We start from the raw sequence: 19,808 nt of genomic DNA, 5'->3' as shown, positions 1-19,808 counted from the left end.
AAAAGGTTTCAGGTTTCAGGTTTAAAGTTACTTAAGTGGCGTTAAACCTGAAACTTTAAACTTGAAACAATAAGAAAATGGGAGTCATAAAGCTAAAAAACATCCGAACTTTTTCATACCACGGATGCATGATTGAAGAAGGAAAAATTGGATCAGACTACACTGTCGATCTAAAAATTGTAACCAATTTACAAAAATCAGCACAAACAGATCATCTTGCAGACACGGTTGATTATGTTCATTTAAACAAAATTGTGACTGAAGAAATGGCAATTCGTTCGCATTTATTAGAACATGTAGCCAAAAGAATCAATAATCGTGTACTTGCAGAGATTGAAACGATACAAAAAACAACTGTTTCTGTTTCTAAGATAAATCCTCCTATTGGTGGTGATGTTGAATCAGTTACTATAAAAATGACAGAAATTAGAAAATAATTCTACGAAATAAAAAACTAATTTTTTAAAATACTTTACATTAAACTTTTGAATTTTAAAGATTTTAGTTACTTTTGCCGTCCGTTCAACTACGGCGTCGTGGCCGAGCGGCTAGGCTGGGCTCTGCAAAAGCTCCTACTCCGGTTCGAATCCGGACGATGCCTCAAAAACCTTCAAGGAAACTTGGAGGTTTTTTTATGTTTAATTTTTAGAAAAAATTAATTAAAAATATAGGTTCGAATCCGGACGATAGCTCTAAAACTTCAAGGAAACTTGGAGTTTTTTTTATGTTTAATTTTTTTCGCATTTTGTGTCATTTCGACGGAGGAGAAATCACATCCAGAGAGCAACGAACCGGAATTCCGTTATGTGATTTCTCCTCTGTCGAAATGACACACTTTATGGTTAGACATAAAAAAACCTCTGAAATTCAGAGGTTTTTAATTATTTTTTAAAAGCTTTTTTTCATTTTTTATTCTTCGAATACTATCTCTGATAAACTCTTTGCTTTCATAATAGTTTTCTTGTATTTCTTTCTCTACAATCATAATTTTAATAGGAATCAATCTAGGTAAGAGATAATTTTCAGAACCTGGAAAAGAATAACCAATATCATCAATTACGAAAATAGCGCCTTTTTTTAATTTTTTAATTTTACTATTAACATTATTATTAAAACTATTTCCCGCAATAACAATCTTTTTATTATTGGAAAATTTTATTAGAAAATTATTTATTTTGTATCGGGAAAGATTCAAATCAAAAAGAAAATCGTCAGGGTAACTATATTGAATATTAGAGTTATACAGTTCTTCTTTAGTCATTTCTAAAATACATTTTTCACAATTACTTCTATCATTAATCTTTGCGAAAATATGATTAATTCCATTAATTCTAAATTTATGTTCCTCTGTAATTTTAGAGCCATTATTCAATTCAATGTCAAGCTTAATTATTGAAAAAAGACCTTGACCTGGACTAAGTGAATATTTTCCTTCTGATATTTTATTTAATCCTGAACTAGTTGCAATAAATGATCTACAATTTGGAACTGAAATAGAGATTGGATTTAAAATTCCTCTATAAACAACATTTAATTTATCAGCAGAAACTACAGCTATATTAGACTTACTAACAATTGTAGAATCTTTTTGAGCCGTAATTGATAAAGAAAAACAAAAAAGGAAAACTAAAAGTTGTATTTTCATATGATAATCAACTACTTTTTTTCAATCTTTTCAAAAGCATTTTTAACCATTTCTTTTTCTTTTGGAAACCAACCCTGAGTTATTAACACAGCTCCAAAAACCATTAAAACAATACTAATTACTTTTTTAATTTTAAGAATATTAGTTGGTGTTAATTTAGTTTTTAATTGTTTGGCTAATAATATTTTAAGACAATCAACAAGTAAATAAGTAATGATAACTGAAGTAAAAAAAGTAATCATTCTTGAGTTTTGCATATCTAATTTTGGTCCAACAGAAATAATCACGGCTAACCAAAAACCAAGAACTCCAATGTTAATAACGTTAAGTAAAAAGCCTTTTATAAATAAACTGCCATAGTTTCTTTTTATAATATCGCGATCAATTTCTTCGTCATCAATTTTTTCTTCATTTCTCAATCTTACAAACGAAATTACACCGTAAGCCAACATAATTATTCCCCCAAAAATAAACAATGCAGGTTTATCTTTTAAACTCTGAATAAGTCTGTAACTTCCTAAATAAGCAATTCCTATAAAAAAAATATCACCTAATACCACACCTAGGTCAAAAACAAGTGCTGCTCTGAATCCTTTTGTAATACTGGTTTCCAATAGTATAAAAAATACTGGACCTACCATGAAACTTAAGAAAAGTCCCCATGGTAGTCCAGCTAAAATATCATTTATCATTCAAATACAATTTGATTATTTTACTTCTTCGATTTTACCACCTAAAACCGTTTTTTGATTAATTTGTTTCGGTTTCCCATAAATGTAAATAGAGCCACCTGCGCTTACTTTTGCATCAACAAGAGTAGAAGCATTCACATCTGCTTTTCCTCCCGCAGAAACGCTTACTTTAGTTTGTGCAGTACTTAATTTACTTGCAAGAAGATATCCACCTGCTCCTAAACTTGCTTCCTGGTTTGAAGCTTTACCTGATAAAGTAATTTCTCCACCTGAAACTGAGCTTACATTTAGTTTTTCAACATCTAAATCAACATTGATTTTTCCACCTTCCTGAGCGCTAACTTTAAAAGCAGTAGCCTTAATAGCATCTTTGCTTGAAACATGTGCTCCTTCGTTTACATCAATAAGTTCTAAATGTTTGTAATATACTGTAATATCTAAATCGTCTCCAGATAATAATTTAGGAAAAGGCATTCTTAATTTTAATAAACCTTTCTTGTTAACAACTTCAACTTCTGCTTCACGAGGTCCTTTAATAACAATTTTATTTTCAGTCGACTGAACTAGTTTTACACTTAATTTATCGAATACTTTTACGGAATCAAAATCGCCTAAATCTTTGGTAACCTGACCAAAAGATAACTGTGCAACTAATATTGCCGCACCTATAATTAACTTTTTCATACTTTAATTTTTTAAATTTAATATTATTCTGCTCTTCTTAAAAAATGAAAATCAAGTTGTTTTTTAACTAAATCTGCATTTTTTACCTTAACGTAGATTTCATCTCCTAATTGTAAAATACTATTTGAAGTTGCTCCTACCAAAGCATATTGCTTTTCATCGAAAGTATAATAATCATCTTTTATTTCTCTGATTCTTACCATTCCTTCGCATTTGTTAGAAACAATTTCAACATAAATTCCCCATTCTGTAACTCCTGAAATAACACCAAGAAATTCTTCATCCTGATGATCCTGCATGTATTTAACCTGCATATATTTAATACTATCACGTTCAGCATTAGTCGCTAAACTTTCCATATTAGAACAATGCAAACATTTTGTTTCGTAAACTTCATCATCTACAGAAGCACCATTATCTAAATAATATTGCAGCAAACGGTGTACCATAACGTCAGGATAACGACGAATTGGCGAAGTAAAATGGCTGTAATAATCAAAAGCTAAACCATAATGACCAATATTATCTGTAGAATATTTGGCTTTACTCATACTTCTAATCGCAAGAGTATCAATTAAGTTTTGTTCTTTTTTACCATTTACTTCTTCCATCAATGCATTCAAAGACTTAGAAATATCGCCTTTGTTACGGAAATCTATTTTATAACCAAATTTAGCAATTACGGTTTGCATTGCAATTAATTTGTCTTCATTTGGTTCATCGTGAATCCTGTAAACAAATGTTTTCTTTTGTTTTCCAATGTATTCAGCCACTTTTCTATTGGCTAAAAGCATGAATTCTTCAATCAAATGATTGGCATCTTTTGAAACTTTAAAGTAAACTCCTTCCGGTTCACCATCGGCATCAAGATTAAATTTTACTTCTACTTTATCAAAAGAAATAGCACCATTTGCCATCCTCTTCTTTCTTAAAATCTTGGCTAATTCATCTAATTTTAAAGTAGCATTTGTTATTTCATCAGAAACGGTATAAGATTCTCCGGTAATAGAAACATCAACGGGAATTTTACTATCTTTTGTTTCAATGATATACTGAGCTTCTTCATAAGCAAATCGCTGATCTGAATAAATTACTGTTCTACCAAACCATTGGTTAATAACTTGTGCATTTTCTGAAACTTCAAAAATGGCTGAGAATGTATATTTCTCTTCATTCGGACGCAGCGAACAGGCAAAATTAGATAAAACTTCCGGAAGCATTGGTACTACTCTATCGACTAAATAAACCGAAGTTGCTCGTTGATATGCTTCATCATCTAAGATTGTTCCTTCTTCTAAATAATAAGAAACATCGGCAATATGAATTCCAATTTCGTAATTTCCATTCTCTAACTTTTTGAAAGACAAAGCATCATCAAAATCTTTTGCATCTTTTGGATCTATCGTAAACGTAAGTGTATCACGCATATCACGACGTTTTGCAATCTCAGATTCCTGAATCGAAGTATCTATTTTTTGTGCATAAACCTCTACTTCTACCGGAAAATCTGATGGTAAACCGTATTCAGCCAAAATAGCATGAATTTCAGTATCGTGTTCTCCTGGTTTTCCTAAAACTTTAACTACTGATCCAAACGGACTATCGGCTCTTTTTGGCCAATCTTCTATCGTAACTAAAACAACATCACCATTTTCTGCTTCTCCAATTTTATCCTTTGGAATAAAAATATCGGTATACATTTTAGGATTTGCCGTTGATACAAAAGCAAAATTTGCCTGAATATCAATAACTCCAACAAAATCAGTTTTACTTCTTTCTATAACTTCAATTACTTCACCTTCAGGTCTTTTTCCTTTTCTTCTGTTATAAACGTAAACTTTTACTTTGTCTTTATCCAATGCACGATTCAAATTATTGGTCGGAATAAAAACATCTTCTGTAAAATCAGGACAAATAAAATATGCCGTTTTTCTACTGGTCATATCAATTGTTCCTTCATAATAATCCTGGCTTTCTGCTTTTACTAAATATTTTCCAGGTTCAGTTTCAATAATTTTTTTTGAAGCAGCCAAAATTTTTAAATCTTTTATAATCTGGTTTCTGCTTTTTGTATCATCAAGTTCAAGCTTTGCTCCTATCTGTTTATAATTGAATGCTTTATTAGGACTTTGCGATAAAATTTTTACTATTTTACTGGAGAAATCACTCTCTTTTTTTATCGGCTTTCTAATTTTCTTACTCATAAATCTTTTTCTTAAAAAGTTAAAATTACAAATAAGATACCAGATTATAGATTTTAACAAATAAATTATTAAAAATATAACTTTCAAAAGCAACTATTTATTGATTTTCAAAGGTCAATTGTAATTTGCATATTCAAATTAGTGCTAACTACAAATTTTTAGTAATCCTCATTTCGTATCTTTACGAAAAGACGCTTTATGGAAAGCTTTAAAACCATTGCAGTATTCAATTATCAGCACGAAACCATAGTTCTGAAACATTTACTCGAACAAGAACAAATTCCTTATTATTTTGAAAACGAAATGACACTTTCTGTCGTTCCATTCTACACGACTGCACTTGGCGGAATCAAATTGAGAATTCATCCAAACGATTTCGAACGAGTTCAGGAAATTCTTGACAATCTTAATAATCCTCTCAAAATTGTTTGAATCAATCTTTTTTTCAATTTCAAAGTTGTCAACATATATTAAATACAACAAAAAAGAAATTTTAAATTTAATTAATTTTTGATGGTTATTATAGCTTGTTAATATGTCGAATAAATTTATTTTTAAAAGTATTGAAATGAAGTTTTGCTTACTTATATAGAGTTATCAACATAGTTATATTTTGTTAAAGGATTAATTTTTAAGCTTTTTTGAATTTTAATTAACAACGGTTAACAACCAAAAATGAATTCATTTTGTAGATAACTTGATAACTCGAATTTTGTTGAAAATGGCATTTTTGATATTGATAACTTTTCTAAAAATTCATGAAAGTTTATTAGGTTTTTTCATTCCGGTTTTGGATTAGGTTTTTTTTCGACACCACCAAAAAAAACTTCTAAATTTCTATCTTAACTTATTAACATTATTTGTTAATTTAAAGTTAACTGAATATCAACGAATTAGGTTTTGGTATTAACATTCTAAAATTTTAACAATTACTTAAAACATTCTCTATTGATTATCAGACTATTATACGATATTAAAATTGTTAATAACATATAAGGTTTTGATATGAAGAGCGTTATATATTAAAAGTTTTTCGCCACGAATTTCACGAATATACACGAATTATATTGATATGTTAAATTGTGTTTTAGAAATTTAAAAAGAAAAAATTAGTGCAAATTAGAGAAATTCGTGGCGAACTTTTCTTTTCAAATAGATTTACTTCGAAATTCTTTGGCTAAATTTGCAATACACAACTTAATAGTATTTAAAATGAAAATTTCGATTGGAAATGACCACGCTGGACCGGATTATAAAAAAGCAATTGTTGCAATGCTTAAAGCAAAAGGATATGAAGTAACAAATTACGGAACAGATTCTGAAGACTCAGTAGATTATCCTGATTTTGGACATCCTGTTGCGAATGATGTTTCTGAAGGAAAAGCTGATTTTGGAATTGTTATCTGCGGAAGCGGAAACGGAATTGCAATGACGGTTAACAAACATCCAAAAGTGAGAGCTGGTTTATGCTGGACTAAAGAAATCGCTTATTTAACCCGTTTACACAACGATGCTAATATTGTGAGTATTCCGGCGCGTTTTACATCGATTCCGCAAGCGGTAGAAATTGTTGAAACTTTTTTAACTACCGAATTTGAAGGTGGAAGGCACCAAAACAGAGTGAACAAAATCGCTTGTCAATAAAATAAAAAATGGGCCACAACCATAATCATAGTCATCATCACGGACATTCACATGAAGTAACAGGCAAGAATTTATCAATTTCGATTGTTTTGAATATTGGTATTACTGTTGCACAGATTATTGGCGGATTTATATCGGGAAGTTTATCTTTATTATCTGATGCATTGCATAATTTTAGCGATGTTATTTCTTTGATTTTAAGTTATGTGGCACATAAATTGGCGAAAAAAAAACCGAACTCTTCGAGTACGTTTGGTTATAAACGGGCCGAACTTCTTGCCGCATTTATAAATGCGGCAACTTTAATTATAGTTGCCATTTTCTTGATTTATGAAGCAATTGTTCGATTTTCAGAACCTGTTGTTATCAGTTCTAATCTTGTTATTTGGTTATCCATTTTAGGAATTGCCTTTAACGGATTTTCGGCTTTGATTATAAAAAAAGATGCAGATCATAACTTAAATATGCGTTCTGCTTATTTGCACCTTTTTACAGATATGATGGCGTCTGTGGCTGTTTTGGCCGGTGGATTTTTAATGAAATATTTTCAGTGGTTTTGGGTCGATAGTGTCATTACTTTGGGTATTGCGATTTACTTGATTTTCATGAGTTTTGATTTATTAAAATCGTCTACAAAAATGCTGTTGCTTTTTACTCCTGAAGATTTAAACATTGAAGAAATAGCCGAAAAAATTCATAAAGTAACCGGAAATCATCGTTTGTATCATATTCATCTTTGGCATTTAAATGATAACGAACTTCACTTTGAAGCGCATTTAGATTGTAGGGAAAACATTTCGATTTCAGAATTCAATAAAATTGTTGCTGAAATTGAAGAAGTTTTGTTTCATGAATTTCATATCAGCCATTGTACCATTCAGCCAGATTTTGGCAAAACTTGCAGTAAAGATTATATCGCTCAGGATGAATAATTTTTTTTCACTGACTGAATTAACGTTAATTTGATCAACACACTGACTGAATTAATGTTAATTCAGTCAACTTACTGACTGAATTAACGTTTTTTAATTATATTTGTATTCTAATTTTAAGCCAATTAGAATGAAAAATTATTTAAAAAGATCTGTAATTCAGGAATTTAAAAAGAAAGTTCAACCCAATAAAGTATTAATTTTACTAGGAGCCCGTCGTGTAGGCAAAACAGAGTTAATTAAAAATTATTTATCTGATATTCCATCTGAAAATTATTTACAACTTAATGGTGAAGATATTAATGATATAAACTTACTGAAAGAACGTTCTGTTAATAATTATAAAAGACTTTTAACTGGCATTGATTTATTAGTCATTGACGAAGCTCAAAATATTCCTGAAATTGGTCTAATTCTTAAATTAATTGTAGACACAATAGATAATATTAAAGTTATTGCGACAGGTTCATCTATGTTTGATTTGAGTAATAAATTGGGCGAGCCGTTAGTTGGTAGAAAAAATACTCTTTATTTGTTTCCATTGGCACAAATGGAATTTTCATCAATTGAAAATTATAAACAGACAATTGAAAATTTAGAAGAAAGGTTGCTTTTTGGAGGATATCCTGAATTAATTCAATATGAAAGTTGGGAAGAAAAAAAAGATTATCTTTTTGAAATAATCAATTCCTATTTATTGAAAGATATTTTAGTTTTTGAAGGTATAAAACATGCAGATAAAATTTACGATTTGTTGCGATTAGTCGCATATCAAATTGGCAAAGAGGTTTCTGTACAAGAATTAGCCAATCAATTGCAATTATCAAAAAATACAGTTTCAAACTATCTTGATTTGCTTTCAAAAGTATTTATCCTTTTTAAAGTTGAAGGTTTTAGTAGAAATTTGCGCAAAGAAATTGTAAAATCAAGTAGGTGGTATTTTTATGATAATGGAATTAGAAACGCTATTATTAATAATTTTAATTCACTAGATTCAAGAAACGATGTTGGAGATTTATGGGAAAATTATTTAGCGTATGAACGAATTAAAAAACAAAATTATCAGAAGATAAAATCCAATAATTATTTTTGGAGGACTTACGATCAACAAGAAATGGATTGGTTAGAAGAAATAGCAGATAAGCTTGAAGGTTTTGAATTTAAATGGAATGAAAATAAAAAAGTAAAAATTCCAACGGCATTTGCAAAAGCATATCCCGAAGCTAATTTCATGGTTATTAATAAAAGCAATTATTTAGATTTTATCATTTAACCGGGCAATTACCAAAACAATCTGAATTAAAAAAATTACCGAAAATTTTGCAATAAAAGACGATTTACTCGTTTTATGTCTAAAAAGCAACATCGCTAATAATAAGCCAACAGAACCACCAAAGGCAGCGAATGCAAAAAGTGTATTTTCGGGAATTCGATATTTATTTTTAATAGCTAAATATTTGTCATATCCAGCTATGATGAAGGCGAGACTATTTACAATTAAAAAATACAAGAATAAAATTTTCATAGGCGTAAAATTAAAAACAAAGATATTATTTTAGCGGAATGATTTATAAATTTGCAGTTATGTTTTAACAAGTAAATTATATCATTTTTAGAAACACGAAATTATTATATTTTAAATATGACTAATATTCAATTCATTGCCAAGTCTGTTCAAACAGCAGCGATTAACATTCAAAAAACAGTACAATTGTTAGAAGAAGATTGTACTATTCCATTTATTTCCCGTTACCGAAAAGATACGACAGGAAATCTGGATGAAGTACAAATCGAACAGATTGCAAAACTTCAAAAAGAATACGAAACAATTGTAAAACGTAAAGAAGCTGTTCTTAAATCAATTGAAGAACAAAAATCACTTACGCCGGAATTGAAACAAAAAATCGAGCAAAGTTTTGATTTACAAGAGATAGAGGATTTTTATCTTCCTTATAAAAAGAAGAAAAAAACAAAAGCAGATGTGGCGCGCGAATTTGGTTTAGAACCTTTGGCGAAAATTATCATGTCTGAAAATGATGTTGATGTCGATTTTATTTCGACTCAATATATTAATGAAAATGTTATTAATGAAGAAGCTGCAATGCAAGGTGCGCGCGATATTGTTGCTGAATGGATTAACGAGAATATTTATGTTCGTAAACAATTGCGTAGACTATTTAATAGAAAAGCGACAATTGGAACTAAAGTCGTAAAAAAGAAAAGTGAAGAAGAAGGAGCTCAAAAATTCAGTCAGTATTTTGATTGGGAAGAACCTTTGACAAAAGCGCCTTCGCACCGTTTATTAGCAATGCTTCGTGCAGAAAACGAAGGTTTTGTAAAAATGAAAGTTGATGTTGATATCGATGAAGCTTATGATGTTATTGATGAAATTATCATTAAAAAGCAAAATAGTACAACGGCACATTTGCAATTAGCAATTGAAGACAGTTATAAACGATTATTGAATCCGGCGATTGGAAATGAGACTTTACAAGAAGCCAAAGCCAAAGCAGATGCAAACTCGATTCAGGTTTTTGCGAATAATTTAGGTCAGTTATTATTGGCGCCGCCTTTGGGAGAGAAACGCATTTTGGCAATCGATCCAGGATTTAGAAGTGGTTGTAAAGTGGTTTGTTTAGATGAAAAAGGAGATTTGTTGTATAACGAAACCATTTATCCGCACGCGCCACAAAACGAAGAAGCAATGGCGATCAAAAAAATCCGTTCGATGGTAAATGCGTATCAGATTGATGCTATTTCTATTGGAAATGGAACGGCTTCCAGAGAAACGGAATTTTTCATAAAAAAAATCGCGTTCGACAAACCGCTGCAGGTTTTTATTGTTTCTGAGGCTGGGGCTTCGGTTTATTCAGCATCAAAAATTGCGAGGGAAGAATTTCCTAATTATGATGTTACGGTTCGAGGATCAGTTTCTATCGGGCGAAGACTTTCAGATCCTTTGGCCGAATTGGTAAAAATTGACCCGAAAGCGATCGGCGTGGGCCAATATCAGCATGACGTTGATCAAACAAAACTAAAAGAAGAATTGGATAATACGGTAATTCGCTGCGTGAACTCGGTTGGAATTAACATTAACACGGCAAGTAAACATTTACTAAGTTATGTGAGTGGAATAGGAGAGAAGCTCGCTGAAAACATTGTACAATATCGTTCAGAAAACGGTCCATTTGAGGACAGAAAACAGCTAAAAAAAGTGCCTCGCCTAGGCGAGAAGGCTTATCAACAGGGTGCGGCTTTTATCCGAATTTCGAATGCAAAAAATCCGTTGGATAATTCTGCGGTTCATCCTGAAGCTTATCCGGTTGTAGAGAAAATGGCGAAAGATTTAAAACTTTCGGTAAATGACTTAATTGCAAATAAAGACAAAACGGCTCTTATTAAGGCCGAAAACTATATTACGCCTGAAATTGGTTTACTTACATTAAAAGACATCATTAAAGAGCTTGAAAAGCCTGGATTGGATCCACGAAAATCGGCAAAGGTTTTTGAGTTTGATGCGAATGTAAAATCGATTAAAGATTTAAGAACGGGAATGATTTTACCTGGAATAGTAAACAACATTACCAATTTTGGCTGCTTTGTTGATATCGGAATCAAAGAAAGCGGATTGGTTCACATTTCACAACTGAAAGCCGGTTTTGTAAGTGACGTAAACGAAGTAGTAAAATTACACCAGCATGTTGATGTAAAGGTTACGGAGGTTGATGAAGACAGAAAACGTATTCAGTTGACGATGGTTTTGTAAAACTTCAAAAATAAAAAAAATCCCAAACTACAATTGTAATTTGGGATTTTCTGTTTTTATGAATTACTTTAAGATAACTTTCTTGGTTATACTTTTATTTTCGTTCGTGATTTTTATCAAATACAATCCTGATGAATAATTGGCTAAATTTAGTTCAGTGGTTTCAGCAGTTGTTTTTTGTTCAGAAATTATTTTTCCCTGCGGAGAAATTACTGAAATTACAGATTGTTCAGGAGCAAAAACGGTAAACTTATCCGCACTCGGATTAGGATATAAAGTAACAGTAGACTTCTCTAACTCAAAATCATTATTTGATAAAGTCGCCGTTGGAGGCAAATAAAAATTACCTGTTAATAAAAGCGAATACAGTGTTTTTAAAGTGTGATTAAAGTAACTGTTTGGTTCATTTAAGTTTTTTAAATCGGTATAAGAGGCATCTAAATGTGCTTGATTTTCGCCTGCCATTGCTGCACAGGCAAATGCACCAACAAAAGTAGCATTGTGCCATTGTCCGATTAAAGTTCCATTTTGGTTATAACCATCTTTAATATTTGAAGATCCTCCCAAAGTTACACGAACAAAATCTGATGATTTTTTGGCATACGTTTTTGCATCGGCATTGCCAAACCATAAATAATCTACCGCAATTCTCCATGGAGTTCTGGCTGCATCATACGTATAAGTTTTTCCTCCGTTATTATATCCTCCAGCGGCAGAAGAATAAGCGCCAGACGCCATGCACCAATCTGACACTAAACCACCAACAGCATTATTTTGAGTTAAATTGCTATTGATAATCGTATATGATTTTGTCGCAACAGCATTCCAAAAAGTAGCATCATTTGTAAAAGTTCCAAAAACCCTGTAATAAGCGGGAGAAAAATAAGAAGGATTTGTGATTGTGCTTCCGCCAAATTGATCGCCTGGTTTTAAGACAAAAGTATTGGCTTCAACCTCATGTGCTTTTATAGCCGCAATAAGTGTTTTAGCATCATTTTTATAATTAATTGTTCCGGCACTTGCCCATTGATAATCGGCAACAATAAGGGCGAAAGCGGCGTCAAGTTCGGCATCGGTAGCGCCATTAGCTCCATCAATTCCAGAGCAGCCATTAATTTTCCAATTCATAACGCCATTCGAATTGACATTGTCTTTGTAATACAACCAAAGTCCATCAAACAGTGTTTTGTCACCAGAATAAACAGCAAGTAACATTCCGTAGCCAATTCCTTCAGATACAGTTTTAGAGGAATCGTCAAATTTTATACGATAACGTCCATTAGAACAGTTTTCAACAAAATTGATTTTCCAGGTATCGTAATTGGCCTTAGCATCCAGACTGTTTTTATTGGTTGCCATGATTCCATTTGTGTATACCTTATTGGCAGGAAATGGTTGGGTTTGTGCAAAACTTTTGAGACACAAAAATGCAATACTAACGAAAAGTAGGTTTTTCATATTATTATTTATTTGATTTAGGGACTCTAAAAGTAAGAATTTTTAGATATAAAAAAAATCCCAAACAACAATCTTACAATTGTTGTTTGGGATTTTTAATCGTTGGAGGAGATTATTTTATTTCTTCCTCTTCTTTTTTTACAGTAGGCGCAGGCGCTGTATGATCGTCTTTAGCAGCGTTTTTAAATTCCTTAATTCCGCTTCCTAAACCTTTCATTAATTCTGGAATTTTTTTACCTCCAAAAAGTAATAACACAATACCTACTATTACGAGGATTTCTGTAAGACCTAATCTTCCCATGGTTGTATATTTAATGCCGAAGCAAATTAATTTCTAATTGTACCTGCAAAGGTATATAGAATATACGAACAACAAGAAGATTTAGATTAAAATAAAGCGTTAAATATTTTATAAAATCATTAAATAAGTGTATTCCCTCATTTTTCTCGGGTATCAGCAACACGATTTTATTATATTTGCGAGTATAAATATCCAAGATGGCACGGAAAAAACGTAATTTAAGAAAAAAATTATTCATTAAAAACCGATTGGTAATTTTGAATGTGGATACGTTTGAAGAAATTTTTTCATTCAAACTTACCTTAATGAATGTATTTGTGGTTTTTTCTTTGGGTGGTATATTCCTAATTTTAGTGACTACCTTCATAATTGCCTTTACACCATTAAGAGAATTTATTCCGGGGTATTCTTCAACACAATTAAAAAAGAATGCAACAGAATTAGCCATAAAATCAGATTCGTTAGCAGTAGCGTTAAAGAAAAATGAAGCCTATATAAAAGGAATTCAAAAAGTATTAAACGGTCAGCTGGAATATGCAAAATTCAATAAAGATTCTATTTTATCTGAAACAGAAGAAACACCGGATCTTAATATGAAAACTTCTGAAGAAGAAATAAAATTAAGAGAAGAAGTTGCAAAAATGGAGCAGGAGTCAGGCGAGAAAAAACAGAACAAGAAAAGTAAAAGTGCCAAAAAATAGCGTATAAAATGTCAATTAAATCAGCAGCAGCAAAGTTATTTGCCCGCAAAATATACAACCAAACACAGGCTTGGGCCAATAAACCTGTAGAAACTCAATTAGCAGTTTTTAAAAGTTTAATTAATACTGCAAAAGATACAGAGTTTGGAGTTGCTCATCAATTTAATAAAATAAAAACATTTGAAGATTTTCAAAAAAACGTTCCAATTCGTGATTACGAAGATTTAAAAACATATATTGAAAAAGTTAAGTTAGGCGAAGAAAATATTCTCTGGAAAGGGAAACCACTTTATTTTGCCAAAACATCAGGAACAACATCAGGAGCAAAATATATTCCGTTGACCAAAGAATCAATGCCAACGCATATAAAAGCTTCTAGAAATGCCATTTTACATTATATTCATGAAACCGGAAATGCCGATTTTGTAGATGGAAAAATGATTTTTCTTCAGGGAAGCCCAATTTTGACTGAAAAACACGGAATTAAATTTGGAAGACTTTCAGGTATTGCAGCGCATTTTGTTCCGAAATATTTACAAAAAAACAGAATGCCTTCTTGGGAAACCAATTGTATTGAAGATTGGGAAACCAAAGTAAATGCTATTGTCGACGAAACAATCGATCAGGACATGAGCGTTATCTCAGGAATTCCATCATGGGTTCAAATGTATTTTGAAAAATTACAGGAAAAAAGCAATGGAAAAAAGATAAAGGAAATATTTAAAAACTTCAATTTGTTTATTTACGGAGGCGTTAATTATGAACCTTATCGGGCTAAGTTTGAAAACATGATTGGCAAAAAGGTAGACAGCATAGAGTTGTTTCCGGCCTCTGAAGGATTTTTTGCGTATCAGGATTCGCAAAAAGCAAAAGGAATGTTGCTGTTATTGAATTCAGGAATATTTTATGAGTTCATTAAAACAGATGAATTTTTTACAGAAAACCCAAAAAGATATACAATTGGCGAAGTAGAATTAGGTGTAAATTATGCTTTGATTGTTTCTACAAATGCCGGACTTTGGGGTTATAATATTGGCGACACCGTTCAGTTTACCTCTTTGTTTCCGCATCGTGTTATTGTTTCAGGCCGAATTAAGCATTTTATTTCTGCTTTTGGCGAACACGTTATTGCTACCGAAGTAGAAACAGCAATGAAAGAAGCAACGCAAGGAACTCAAACAGTAATAAACGAATTTACAGTTGCGCCACAAATAAATCCGTCAAGCGGATTACCGTATCACGAATGGTTTATTGAGTTTGAAAGTGAACCTGAAAATATCGAAAGTTTTGCAGAAGCAATTGATAACGCAATGCGAAAGAAAAACATTTATTACGACGATTTAATTACCGGAAATGTTTTAAGAAAAGTAGTTGTAACCAAAGTTTCTAAAAACGGATTTCAGGAATACATGAAATCTCAGGGAAAATTAGGCGGACAAAATAAAATTCCGAGATTATCAAACAATAGAGATATTGCAGATAATTTGAAATAGAAAAACAACGGTGTATTTGTGAAATATAAATATTATTTAAGACCGGCATATAAATCTCAGGATTTGTTAATTGAGATATTCAGTGGTGTTGAAGAAGAATATTTTCTAACCGATTTATTAGATTCAATTTCAGAAATAAATCCAAAAGTTGATACAATTAATGACCTTTGGATGAATGATGAAATTTTAATGGATGTTAGTTCAGATCTGGGTTTATTTTCCATTTCAAAAGACATTTGGGATTTTGCTTTCATAATGTCAGACAATAATCAGGAATGTATAAAGAGAATAATTTACTATTATCAGAAAATAAAAATTTTCAAAAAGTAGAAGTTAATTTTGAAAATTATAAATAATAAAATCATTTTCGTTTAATCGAAAAATTCAAATCATCTTCTTTCGTAAGAAGATCTTTTTAAAATAAAAAAGCATGAAAGAAACTAAACATATATCAAGATCAAGAGCGCAGGAATCATCTGCAGCGATAGAAAAAATGTACATTACAATGCGCCATTTATTCAACCGTGGTTTTTATAAACCAATGGGAGTTTCGGGCGATAGTTTGCGTGAATCATTATTGGCTTTACGCCCTGAAATTTACGGAAATATAGGTGAAGAAAAAGTAGAACTAAACGGACTTTTGTACGTTATAGAACGTCTTCCGATAGGAATCGAGCAATGCCGATTCATTAATTTAACTTCAGATGAAGGATATTCTAAATCACATTTTCAGGCAATAGTTCCTCCAAAAAGAAGAAGAAATTGTTACCGAATTGATGAAGAACAAATGAATGTTGAAATCACGCGCGGACGTTCAGACATTTATGATATTCTGACGCATTTGACTTTTATTTTTATCGAATCGCATAAAATTAAAAACCGAGTTTTATTAGACGATGGCGGCGAGGTTTCGCGCGATTGGATGAAACTAGAACAAGCAGTAACGCAAACCAAAAAATTATCTTTAATCGAAAAAGAAAAAGCAATTTCGCACGTTGCTAATATTCTAGGAAGAACTTTTGAGGAAGTTTTAGATATCTATGATGCTTTTGGATCAGAAAATGCGCCAGACCGTTTTCTGCATGTTGTTTATTGGTTAGGAAAACTGGCGATCGAAGAATTAATAGATAATAATAAACGAACTATAACTTTTAGTCCGGTTTTAAGAGAACGTCTTGGACACCACATTCATGGTGAAATCTGGGCAACAAATATTAAGGAAGTTTTAAAAGCAAATAATCTTTTAAAAAGACCAATTCACGTAATAAGTGCCAACATGCACAGTGTAATGAATTCTATTTTTGCAACACCGTTGTTAAAAACAAAATTCAAAGACAAATCAGATTTCTTTATTTATGAAGAATTAAGCAAGTCCGGAGCAAAAGAAATTAGAAGTCATGTTGAAGAACTGGCTTTAAAAAACGGAATGATTTCATTGCCGGATACTTCTGGAACTAACATTGACGTGCAAATTTTTGATACTGCTCAAATCGATTGGAAGAAAACCGCTTTCGCAAAAGCAGAACCAGGAGAAGAAAAGCCAGTTATAATTGTAATGGATTATGCTTTTGGAGAACAAGCTTATGAAACCATTGACGAACTTTTGAAACCGTATAAAAAAGACACTTTATTGAATGTTAAGTCAGTTTCGATAATGGGAAAAGCCGGAATTCTGGAAGGCGGAAAAGGAGATATTATGATTCCGTCAGCACACATAAACGAAGGAACGGCAGATAATTATTTCTTCGAAAATGAATTAACAGGCGCTATGTTTGAAGGAAATGACATTGCTGTTTTTGAAGGTGCTATGGTTACCGTTTTAGGAACATCATTACAAAACAGAGATTTATTGAAGTTCTTTCACGAATCGACATGGGGTGTGATTGGTCTTGAAATGGAAGGTTCGTATTATCAAAAAGCGATTCAGTCAGCATCAAAAATCAGAAAAAGCGTTCCGCACGATATTAAAGTTCGCTACGCATATTATGCCTCAGATAATCCTTTGGAAACCGGAAGTACATTGGCTTCTGGCGGATTGGGAACAACAGGTGTAAAACCAACATATTTGATTACTATTAAAATTTTGGAACAAATTTTCAACGTAAAATAAAAACATAAATGAGTACAAAAGTACCCCAGAATAATACAGATCAGGAAATTGATTTGGCTCAGATATCTAAAAAAATCAGTGCTTTTTTGGATAGAATTAATAGTTTTATTTTTAGAGGCATTCAATTCTTTGTAAAGAATTGGATTATTGTTTTGATTTTGATTATTGCAGGATTTGCTTTGGGAATATTTCTTGATAAAACGCAGAAAAAATATCAACATCAAATTATTGTGGCACCAAATTTTGGTAGTACTGATTATCTGTATTCTAAAATCGATCTGATTACTTCTAAAATTAACGAAAATGATACAACATTTTTAAAGACTTTAGGAATTAAAAAACCTAGTAATCTGAAATCTATAGAAATTAAACCTATAGCAGATGTATATAATTTTATCAATAATAAACCTGAAAATTTTGAACTAATTAAATTGATGGCCGAAGATGGGGATATAAAAAAGGTTCTCCAAGAAAATATTACTAGTAAAAATTATACCTATCAGACTATAGTTCTGGATACAAAAAACAAAATTTCTGAAGATGAACTTGTTAAACCACTTTTGAAATATTTTAATACATCTGATCATTTTAGTAAAATACAAAAAGAAATGTATAGAAACGTTCAGTTAAAAATGAAACAAAATGATACTATCATCAAACAGATTGATGGTGTTTTGAATAATTTTTCTAAGTCAACAAATAGCAATGCTAAAAGTGATAAACTGGTTTATTATAACGAAAATACTCAGTTGAATGATATTATTAAAACGAAAGATGTATTAATTAATGAACAAGCATATCATAAAATTGAACTTATAGGTTTTGATAAAATTATAAAAGAGAACAGTATTGTTTTGAACAAAGAATTTATAACATTTGGAGGTAATTTGAAGCTTATTTTACCGATAATCTTTATTTTGGGATTTATTTTGGTTAAAATTTTTGTTGATTTTTATAGAAAACAATCACGTATTTTGACTGTTTAATATTGTTAATTATTAGATGAAAAAAATTACATTTGTCAAAAAAATTAAAACAATGAATAATAAATCTATCTTAATAAATCTAATTCTTGTTGTATGTTTCATTTCTTGTAAAAATAAAGAAACGCAACCACCAGTTGAAGAAATTAAAGCAAATACTTTTGATGTAATTGTTGATTTAAACATACAAAAAGATGATGAATTAATTCTTTTTTATAAAGATGCATCAATAGCTTTTTTTGATGAAAAAAATACGGTTTACAACGGCGTAAAAGGAAAACCAGAATCGCAAATAGTTACTTTTAGTGTTCCGGAAGGAATTTTACCAAATGATATTCGTTTTGACATAAGCTCTAAGATAGGACAACAGCCGATAAAAATCAATTCTATTGGATTAAGTTACAGCGGAAGAACTTTTAAAATTGAACAAAAGGATTTGTTAAAATATTTTACTCCTAACGAGTTCATAAATTTTGATTCAACAACAGGTACGGCTTCATTTATAGAAAAGAAAGGCAATTATGACCCAATTTTTAATACGAAACCTGCAATATATGTTGAGATTGAAAAAATAGAAAACACAAAATTGTAGATAGAAACAAATATAAAAGATAAACATAGAGGTTAATTCATAATGATGAATTAACCTTTTTAATATAAAATATATTGATAATTTTATTCCGAAAATATTTTTTTCAGCATACATCATTAATTGTATTGATGTTTGGAGCTTTAAGTTTTTTTGCTTCAAATATCTTTATGAAAGAAATTTTAAGCCCAGAAATTTATGGATATTTATCTATTTTTATAACCTATTTTTCCGTTATATATGTTTTTGGAATTTTTGGAACCGAGCAGGTATTTTTGCGTTTTTCAAAGCCTGAAACAAAAGATCAAATAAGTACTCAAAAACCATTACTTTTTTTAATTCTGTTTTTTACTATTTTTTCGGCTTTAACGGGAACAATACTTTTCAGACATTGGTATAAAGAAATTAAGATCAACACTTTTTTTTTGTTTTTTTCGAGTTTGAGTATTATCGGATCAACGATTTTATTTTCAATATTGCGTTTAAATTCAAACTTTACATTATCGCAGTTTTTATCAAATAGTTGGAAAATAGGAATGTTTTTCTTGGCAGCAATATATTTAATTTATAACTATTCAGATTTTTACTTATTTCTAAATATAATTT

General features: G+C 30.9%; 19 protein-coding genes and 1 tRNA gene. 13 read left to right on the top strand and 7 right to left on the bottom strand.

The annotated features are described in order from the left end of the window. Positions 1-77 precede the first annotated feature (77 nt). Both folB and GKZ86_RS13120 read left to right on the top strand, forming a co-directional pair. Positions 78-437: a dihydroneopterin aldolase gene (gene folB / locus GKZ86_RS13125; RefSeq protein WP_154783559.1), complete on the top strand. Its 360-nt coding sequence runs from the start codon at positions 78-80 to the stop codon at positions 435-437. Between the two features lie 93 nt (positions 438-530). After that, positions 531-601 (top strand) — tRNA-Cys (locus tag GKZ86_RS13120). Between the two features lie 276 nt (positions 602-877). On the opposite strand, the gene GKZ86_RS13115 is transcribed toward GKZ86_RS13120, so the two are convergent. The 4 genes from GKZ86_RS13115 to rnr are packed head-to-tail and all read right to left on the bottom strand — an operon-like array spanning position 878 to position 5,225. Next, complete coding sequence (locus GKZ86_RS13115; protein WP_154783558.1) at positions 878-1,645, bottom strand: GldM family protein; 768 nt, start codon at positions 1,643-1,645, stop codon at positions 878-880. Between the two features lie 11 nt (positions 1,646-1,656). Beyond that, positions 1,657-2,337: a LysE family translocator gene (locus tag GKZ86_RS13110; RefSeq protein WP_154783557.1), complete on the bottom strand. Its 681-nt coding sequence runs from the start codon at positions 2,335-2,337 to the stop codon at positions 1,657-1,659. A 15-nt stretch (positions 2,338-2,352) separates the two neighbouring features. Next, entirely contained in the window at positions 2,353-3,021 is a 669-nt protein-coding gene (locus GKZ86_RS13105) for a head GIN domain-containing protein (RefSeq protein WP_154783556.1), read from the bottom strand. Between the two features lie 23 nt (positions 3,022-3,044). Continuing rightward, positions 3,045-5,225, bottom strand: a complete 2,181-nt coding sequence (rnr, locus tag GKZ86_RS13100) for a ribonuclease R (RefSeq protein WP_154783555.1) — start codon at positions 5,223-5,225, stop codon at positions 3,045-3,047. Positions 5,226-5,423: 198 nt separating this feature from the next. Between rnr and GKZ86_RS13095 the strand changes: the two genes are divergently transcribed. The 4 genes from GKZ86_RS13095 (at position 5,424) to GKZ86_RS13080 (ending at position 9,074) form a co-directional block, all read left to right on the top strand. Further along, on the top strand, positions 5,424-5,657 hold the full coding sequence (locus GKZ86_RS13095; protein ID WP_154783554.1) for a DUF2007 domain-containing protein: 234 nt from the start codon (positions 5,424-5,426) through the stop codon (positions 5,655-5,657). Positions 5,658-6,437: 780 nt separating this feature from the next. Further along, positions 6,438-6,869 carry a ribose 5-phosphate isomerase B gene (rpiB, locus tag GKZ86_RS13090; RefSeq protein WP_154783553.1) on the top strand — a complete coding sequence of 144 codons (432 nt, stop codon included), beginning with the start codon at positions 6,438-6,440 and terminating at the stop codon, positions 6,867-6,869. An 8-nt stretch (positions 6,870-6,877) separates the two neighbouring features. Next, entirely contained in the window at positions 6,878-7,801 is a 924-nt protein-coding gene (locus GKZ86_RS13085) for a cation diffusion facilitator family transporter (RefSeq protein WP_154783552.1), read from the top strand. A 130-nt stretch (positions 7,802-7,931) separates the two neighbouring features. Next, positions 7,932-9,074, top strand: coding sequence for an ATP-binding protein (locus tag GKZ86_RS13080; RefSeq protein WP_154783551.1), 1,143 nt, complete (start codon positions 7,932-7,934; stop codon positions 9,072-9,074). Here the strand turns inward: GKZ86_RS13080 and GKZ86_RS13075 are convergent. Next, complete coding sequence (locus GKZ86_RS13075) at positions 9,057-9,326, bottom strand: DUF1294 domain-containing protein (RefSeq protein ID WP_154783550.1); 270 nt, start codon at positions 9,324-9,326, stop codon at positions 9,057-9,059. The two genes, GKZ86_RS13080 and GKZ86_RS13075, sit on opposite strands and share 18 nt — an antisense overlap. A 117-nt stretch (positions 9,327-9,443) precedes the next feature. Between GKZ86_RS13075 and GKZ86_RS13070 the strand changes: the two genes are divergently transcribed. Then, the gene (locus GKZ86_RS13070) at positions 9,444-11,567 is read left to right on the top strand and encodes a Tex family protein (protein ID WP_154783549.1); all 2,124 of its coding nucleotides are present in this window, start codon (positions 9,444-9,446) and stop codon (positions 11,565-11,567) included. A gap of 63 nt (positions 11,568-11,630) precedes the next feature. On the opposite strand, the gene GKZ86_RS13065 is transcribed toward GKZ86_RS13070, so the two are convergent. Then, on the bottom strand, positions 11,631-13,025 hold the full coding sequence (locus GKZ86_RS13065) for a glycosyl hydrolase family 8 (protein ID WP_154783548.1): 1,395 nt from the start codon (positions 13,023-13,025) through the stop codon (positions 11,631-11,633). Between the two features lie 112 nt (positions 13,026-13,137). Continuing rightward, positions 13,138-13,326 (bottom strand): twin-arginine translocase TatA/TatE family subunit, encoded by a 189-nt coding sequence (locus GKZ86_RS13060; RefSeq protein WP_154783547.1) that lies wholly within the window; start codon positions 13,324-13,326, stop codon positions 13,138-13,140. 197 nt (positions 13,327-13,523) lie between these two features. Here GKZ86_RS13060 and GKZ86_RS13055 point away from each other — a divergent pair, with 197 nt between their 5' ends. The 6 genes from GKZ86_RS13055 to GKZ86_RS13030 all read left to right on the top strand — a co-directional run bounded on the left by GKZ86_RS13055 (position 13,524) and on the right by GKZ86_RS13030 (position 19,205). Next, a complete protein-coding gene (locus GKZ86_RS13055; protein WP_154783546.1) occupies positions 13,524-14,027 on the top strand; it encodes a peptidase in 504 nt (167 codons plus the stop codon). A gap of 8 nt (positions 14,028-14,035) precedes the next feature. Further along, positions 14,036-15,520 carry a GH3 auxin-responsive promoter family protein gene (locus GKZ86_RS13050; protein WP_154783545.1) on the top strand — a complete coding sequence of 495 codons (1,485 nt, stop codon included), beginning with the start codon at positions 14,036-14,038 and terminating at the stop codon, positions 15,518-15,520. An 18-nt stretch (positions 15,521-15,538) separates the two neighbouring features. After that, positions 15,539-15,850 (top strand): hypothetical protein, encoded by a 312-nt coding sequence (locus GKZ86_RS13045; RefSeq protein WP_228526526.1) that lies wholly within the window; start codon positions 15,539-15,541, stop codon positions 15,848-15,850. A gap of 100 nt (positions 15,851-15,950) precedes the next feature. Then, positions 15,951-17,630: a hypothetical protein gene (locus GKZ86_RS13040; RefSeq protein WP_154783544.1), complete on the top strand. Its 1,680-nt coding sequence runs from the start codon at positions 15,951-15,953 to the stop codon at positions 17,628-17,630. 8 nt (positions 17,631-17,638) lie between these two features. Then, the gene (locus GKZ86_RS13035; protein ID WP_154783543.1) at positions 17,639-18,616 is read left to right on the top strand and encodes a hypothetical protein; all 978 of its coding nucleotides are present in this window, start codon (positions 17,639-17,641) and stop codon (positions 18,614-18,616) included. 52 nt (positions 18,617-18,668) lie between these two features. Beyond that, entirely contained in the window at positions 18,669-19,205 is a 537-nt protein-coding gene (locus GKZ86_RS13030; RefSeq protein ID WP_154783542.1) for a hypothetical protein, read from the top strand. Positions 19,206-19,808: the final 603 nt, after the last annotated feature.

The organism is Flavobacterium sp. LC2016-13 (assembly GCF_009707955.1).
Classification (GTDB): domain Bacteria; phylum Bacteroidota; class Bacteroidia; order Flavobacteriales; family Flavobacteriaceae; genus Flavobacterium.
The sequence above is the reverse complement of the archived record's forward strand: the minus strand, read 5'-3'. Positions and strand labels throughout refer to the sequence as shown.

What these genes read in the sequence shown, in the direction of transcription:
- GKZ86_RS13065 (WP_154783548.1), bottom strand. Translation starts at nt 13,025, where the DNA reads ATGAAAAACCTACTTTTCGTTAGTATTGCATTTTTGTGTCTCAAAAGT.
- GKZ86_RS13050 (WP_154783545.1), top strand. Translation starts at nt 14,036, where the DNA reads ATGTCAATTAAATCAGCAGCAGCAAAGTTATTTGCCCGCAAAATATAC.
- GKZ86_RS13105 (WP_154783556.1), bottom strand. Translation starts at nt 3,021, where the DNA reads ATGAAAAAGTTAATTATAGGTGCGGCAATATTAGTTGCACAGTTATCT.
- rpiB (WP_154783553.1), top strand. Translation starts at nt 6,438, where the DNA reads ATGAAAATTTCGATTGGAAATGACCACGCTGGACCGGATTATAAAAAA.
- GKZ86_RS13095 (WP_154783554.1), top strand. Translation starts at nt 5,424, where the DNA reads ATGGAAAGCTTTAAAACCATTGCAGTATTCAATTATCAGCACGAAACC.
- GKZ86_RS13030 (WP_154783542.1), top strand. Translation starts at nt 18,669, where the DNA reads ATGAATAATAAATCTATCTTAATAAATCTAATTCTTGTTGTATGTTTC.
- GKZ86_RS13115 (WP_154783558.1), bottom strand. Translation starts at nt 1,645, where the DNA reads ATGAAAATACAACTTTTAGTTTTCCTTTTTTGTTTTTCTTTATCAATT.
- GKZ86_RS13035 (WP_154783543.1), top strand. Translation starts at nt 17,639, where the DNA reads ATGAGTACAAAAGTACCCCAGAATAATACAGATCAGGAAATTGATTTG.
- folB (WP_154783559.1), top strand. Translation starts at nt 78, where the DNA reads ATGGGAGTCATAAAGCTAAAAAACATCCGAACTTTTTCATACCACGGA.
- GKZ86_RS13075 (WP_154783550.1), bottom strand. Translation starts at nt 9,326, where the DNA reads ATGAAAATTTTATTCTTGTATTTTTTAATTGTAAATAGTCTCGCCTTC.
- GKZ86_RS13080 (WP_154783551.1), top strand. Translation starts at nt 7,932, where the DNA reads ATGAAAAATTATTTAAAAAGATCTGTAATTCAGGAATTTAAAAAGAAA.
- GKZ86_RS13085 (WP_154783552.1), top strand. Translation starts at nt 6,878, where the DNA reads ATGGGCCACAACCATAATCATAGTCATCATCACGGACATTCACATGAA.
- GKZ86_RS13070 (WP_154783549.1), top strand. Translation starts at nt 9,444, where the DNA reads ATGACTAATATTCAATTCATTGCCAAGTCTGTTCAAACAGCAGCGATT.
- GKZ86_RS13110 (WP_154783557.1), bottom strand. Translation starts at nt 2,337, where the DNA reads ATGATAAATGATATTTTAGCTGGACTACCATGGGGACTTTTCTTAAGT.
- GKZ86_RS13060 (WP_154783547.1), bottom strand. Translation starts at nt 13,326, where the DNA reads ATGGGAAGATTAGGTCTTACAGAAATCCTCGTAATAGTAGGTATTGTG.
- GKZ86_RS13055 (WP_154783546.1), top strand. Translation starts at nt 13,524, where the DNA reads ATGGCACGGAAAAAACGTAATTTAAGAAAAAAATTATTCATTAAAAAC.
- GKZ86_RS13040 (WP_154783544.1), top strand. Translation starts at nt 15,951, where the DNA reads ATGAAAGAAACTAAACATATATCAAGATCAAGAGCGCAGGAATCATCT.
- rnr (WP_154783555.1), bottom strand. Translation starts at nt 5,225, where the DNA reads ATGAGTAAGAAAATTAGAAAGCCGATAAAAAAAGAGAGTGATTTCTCC.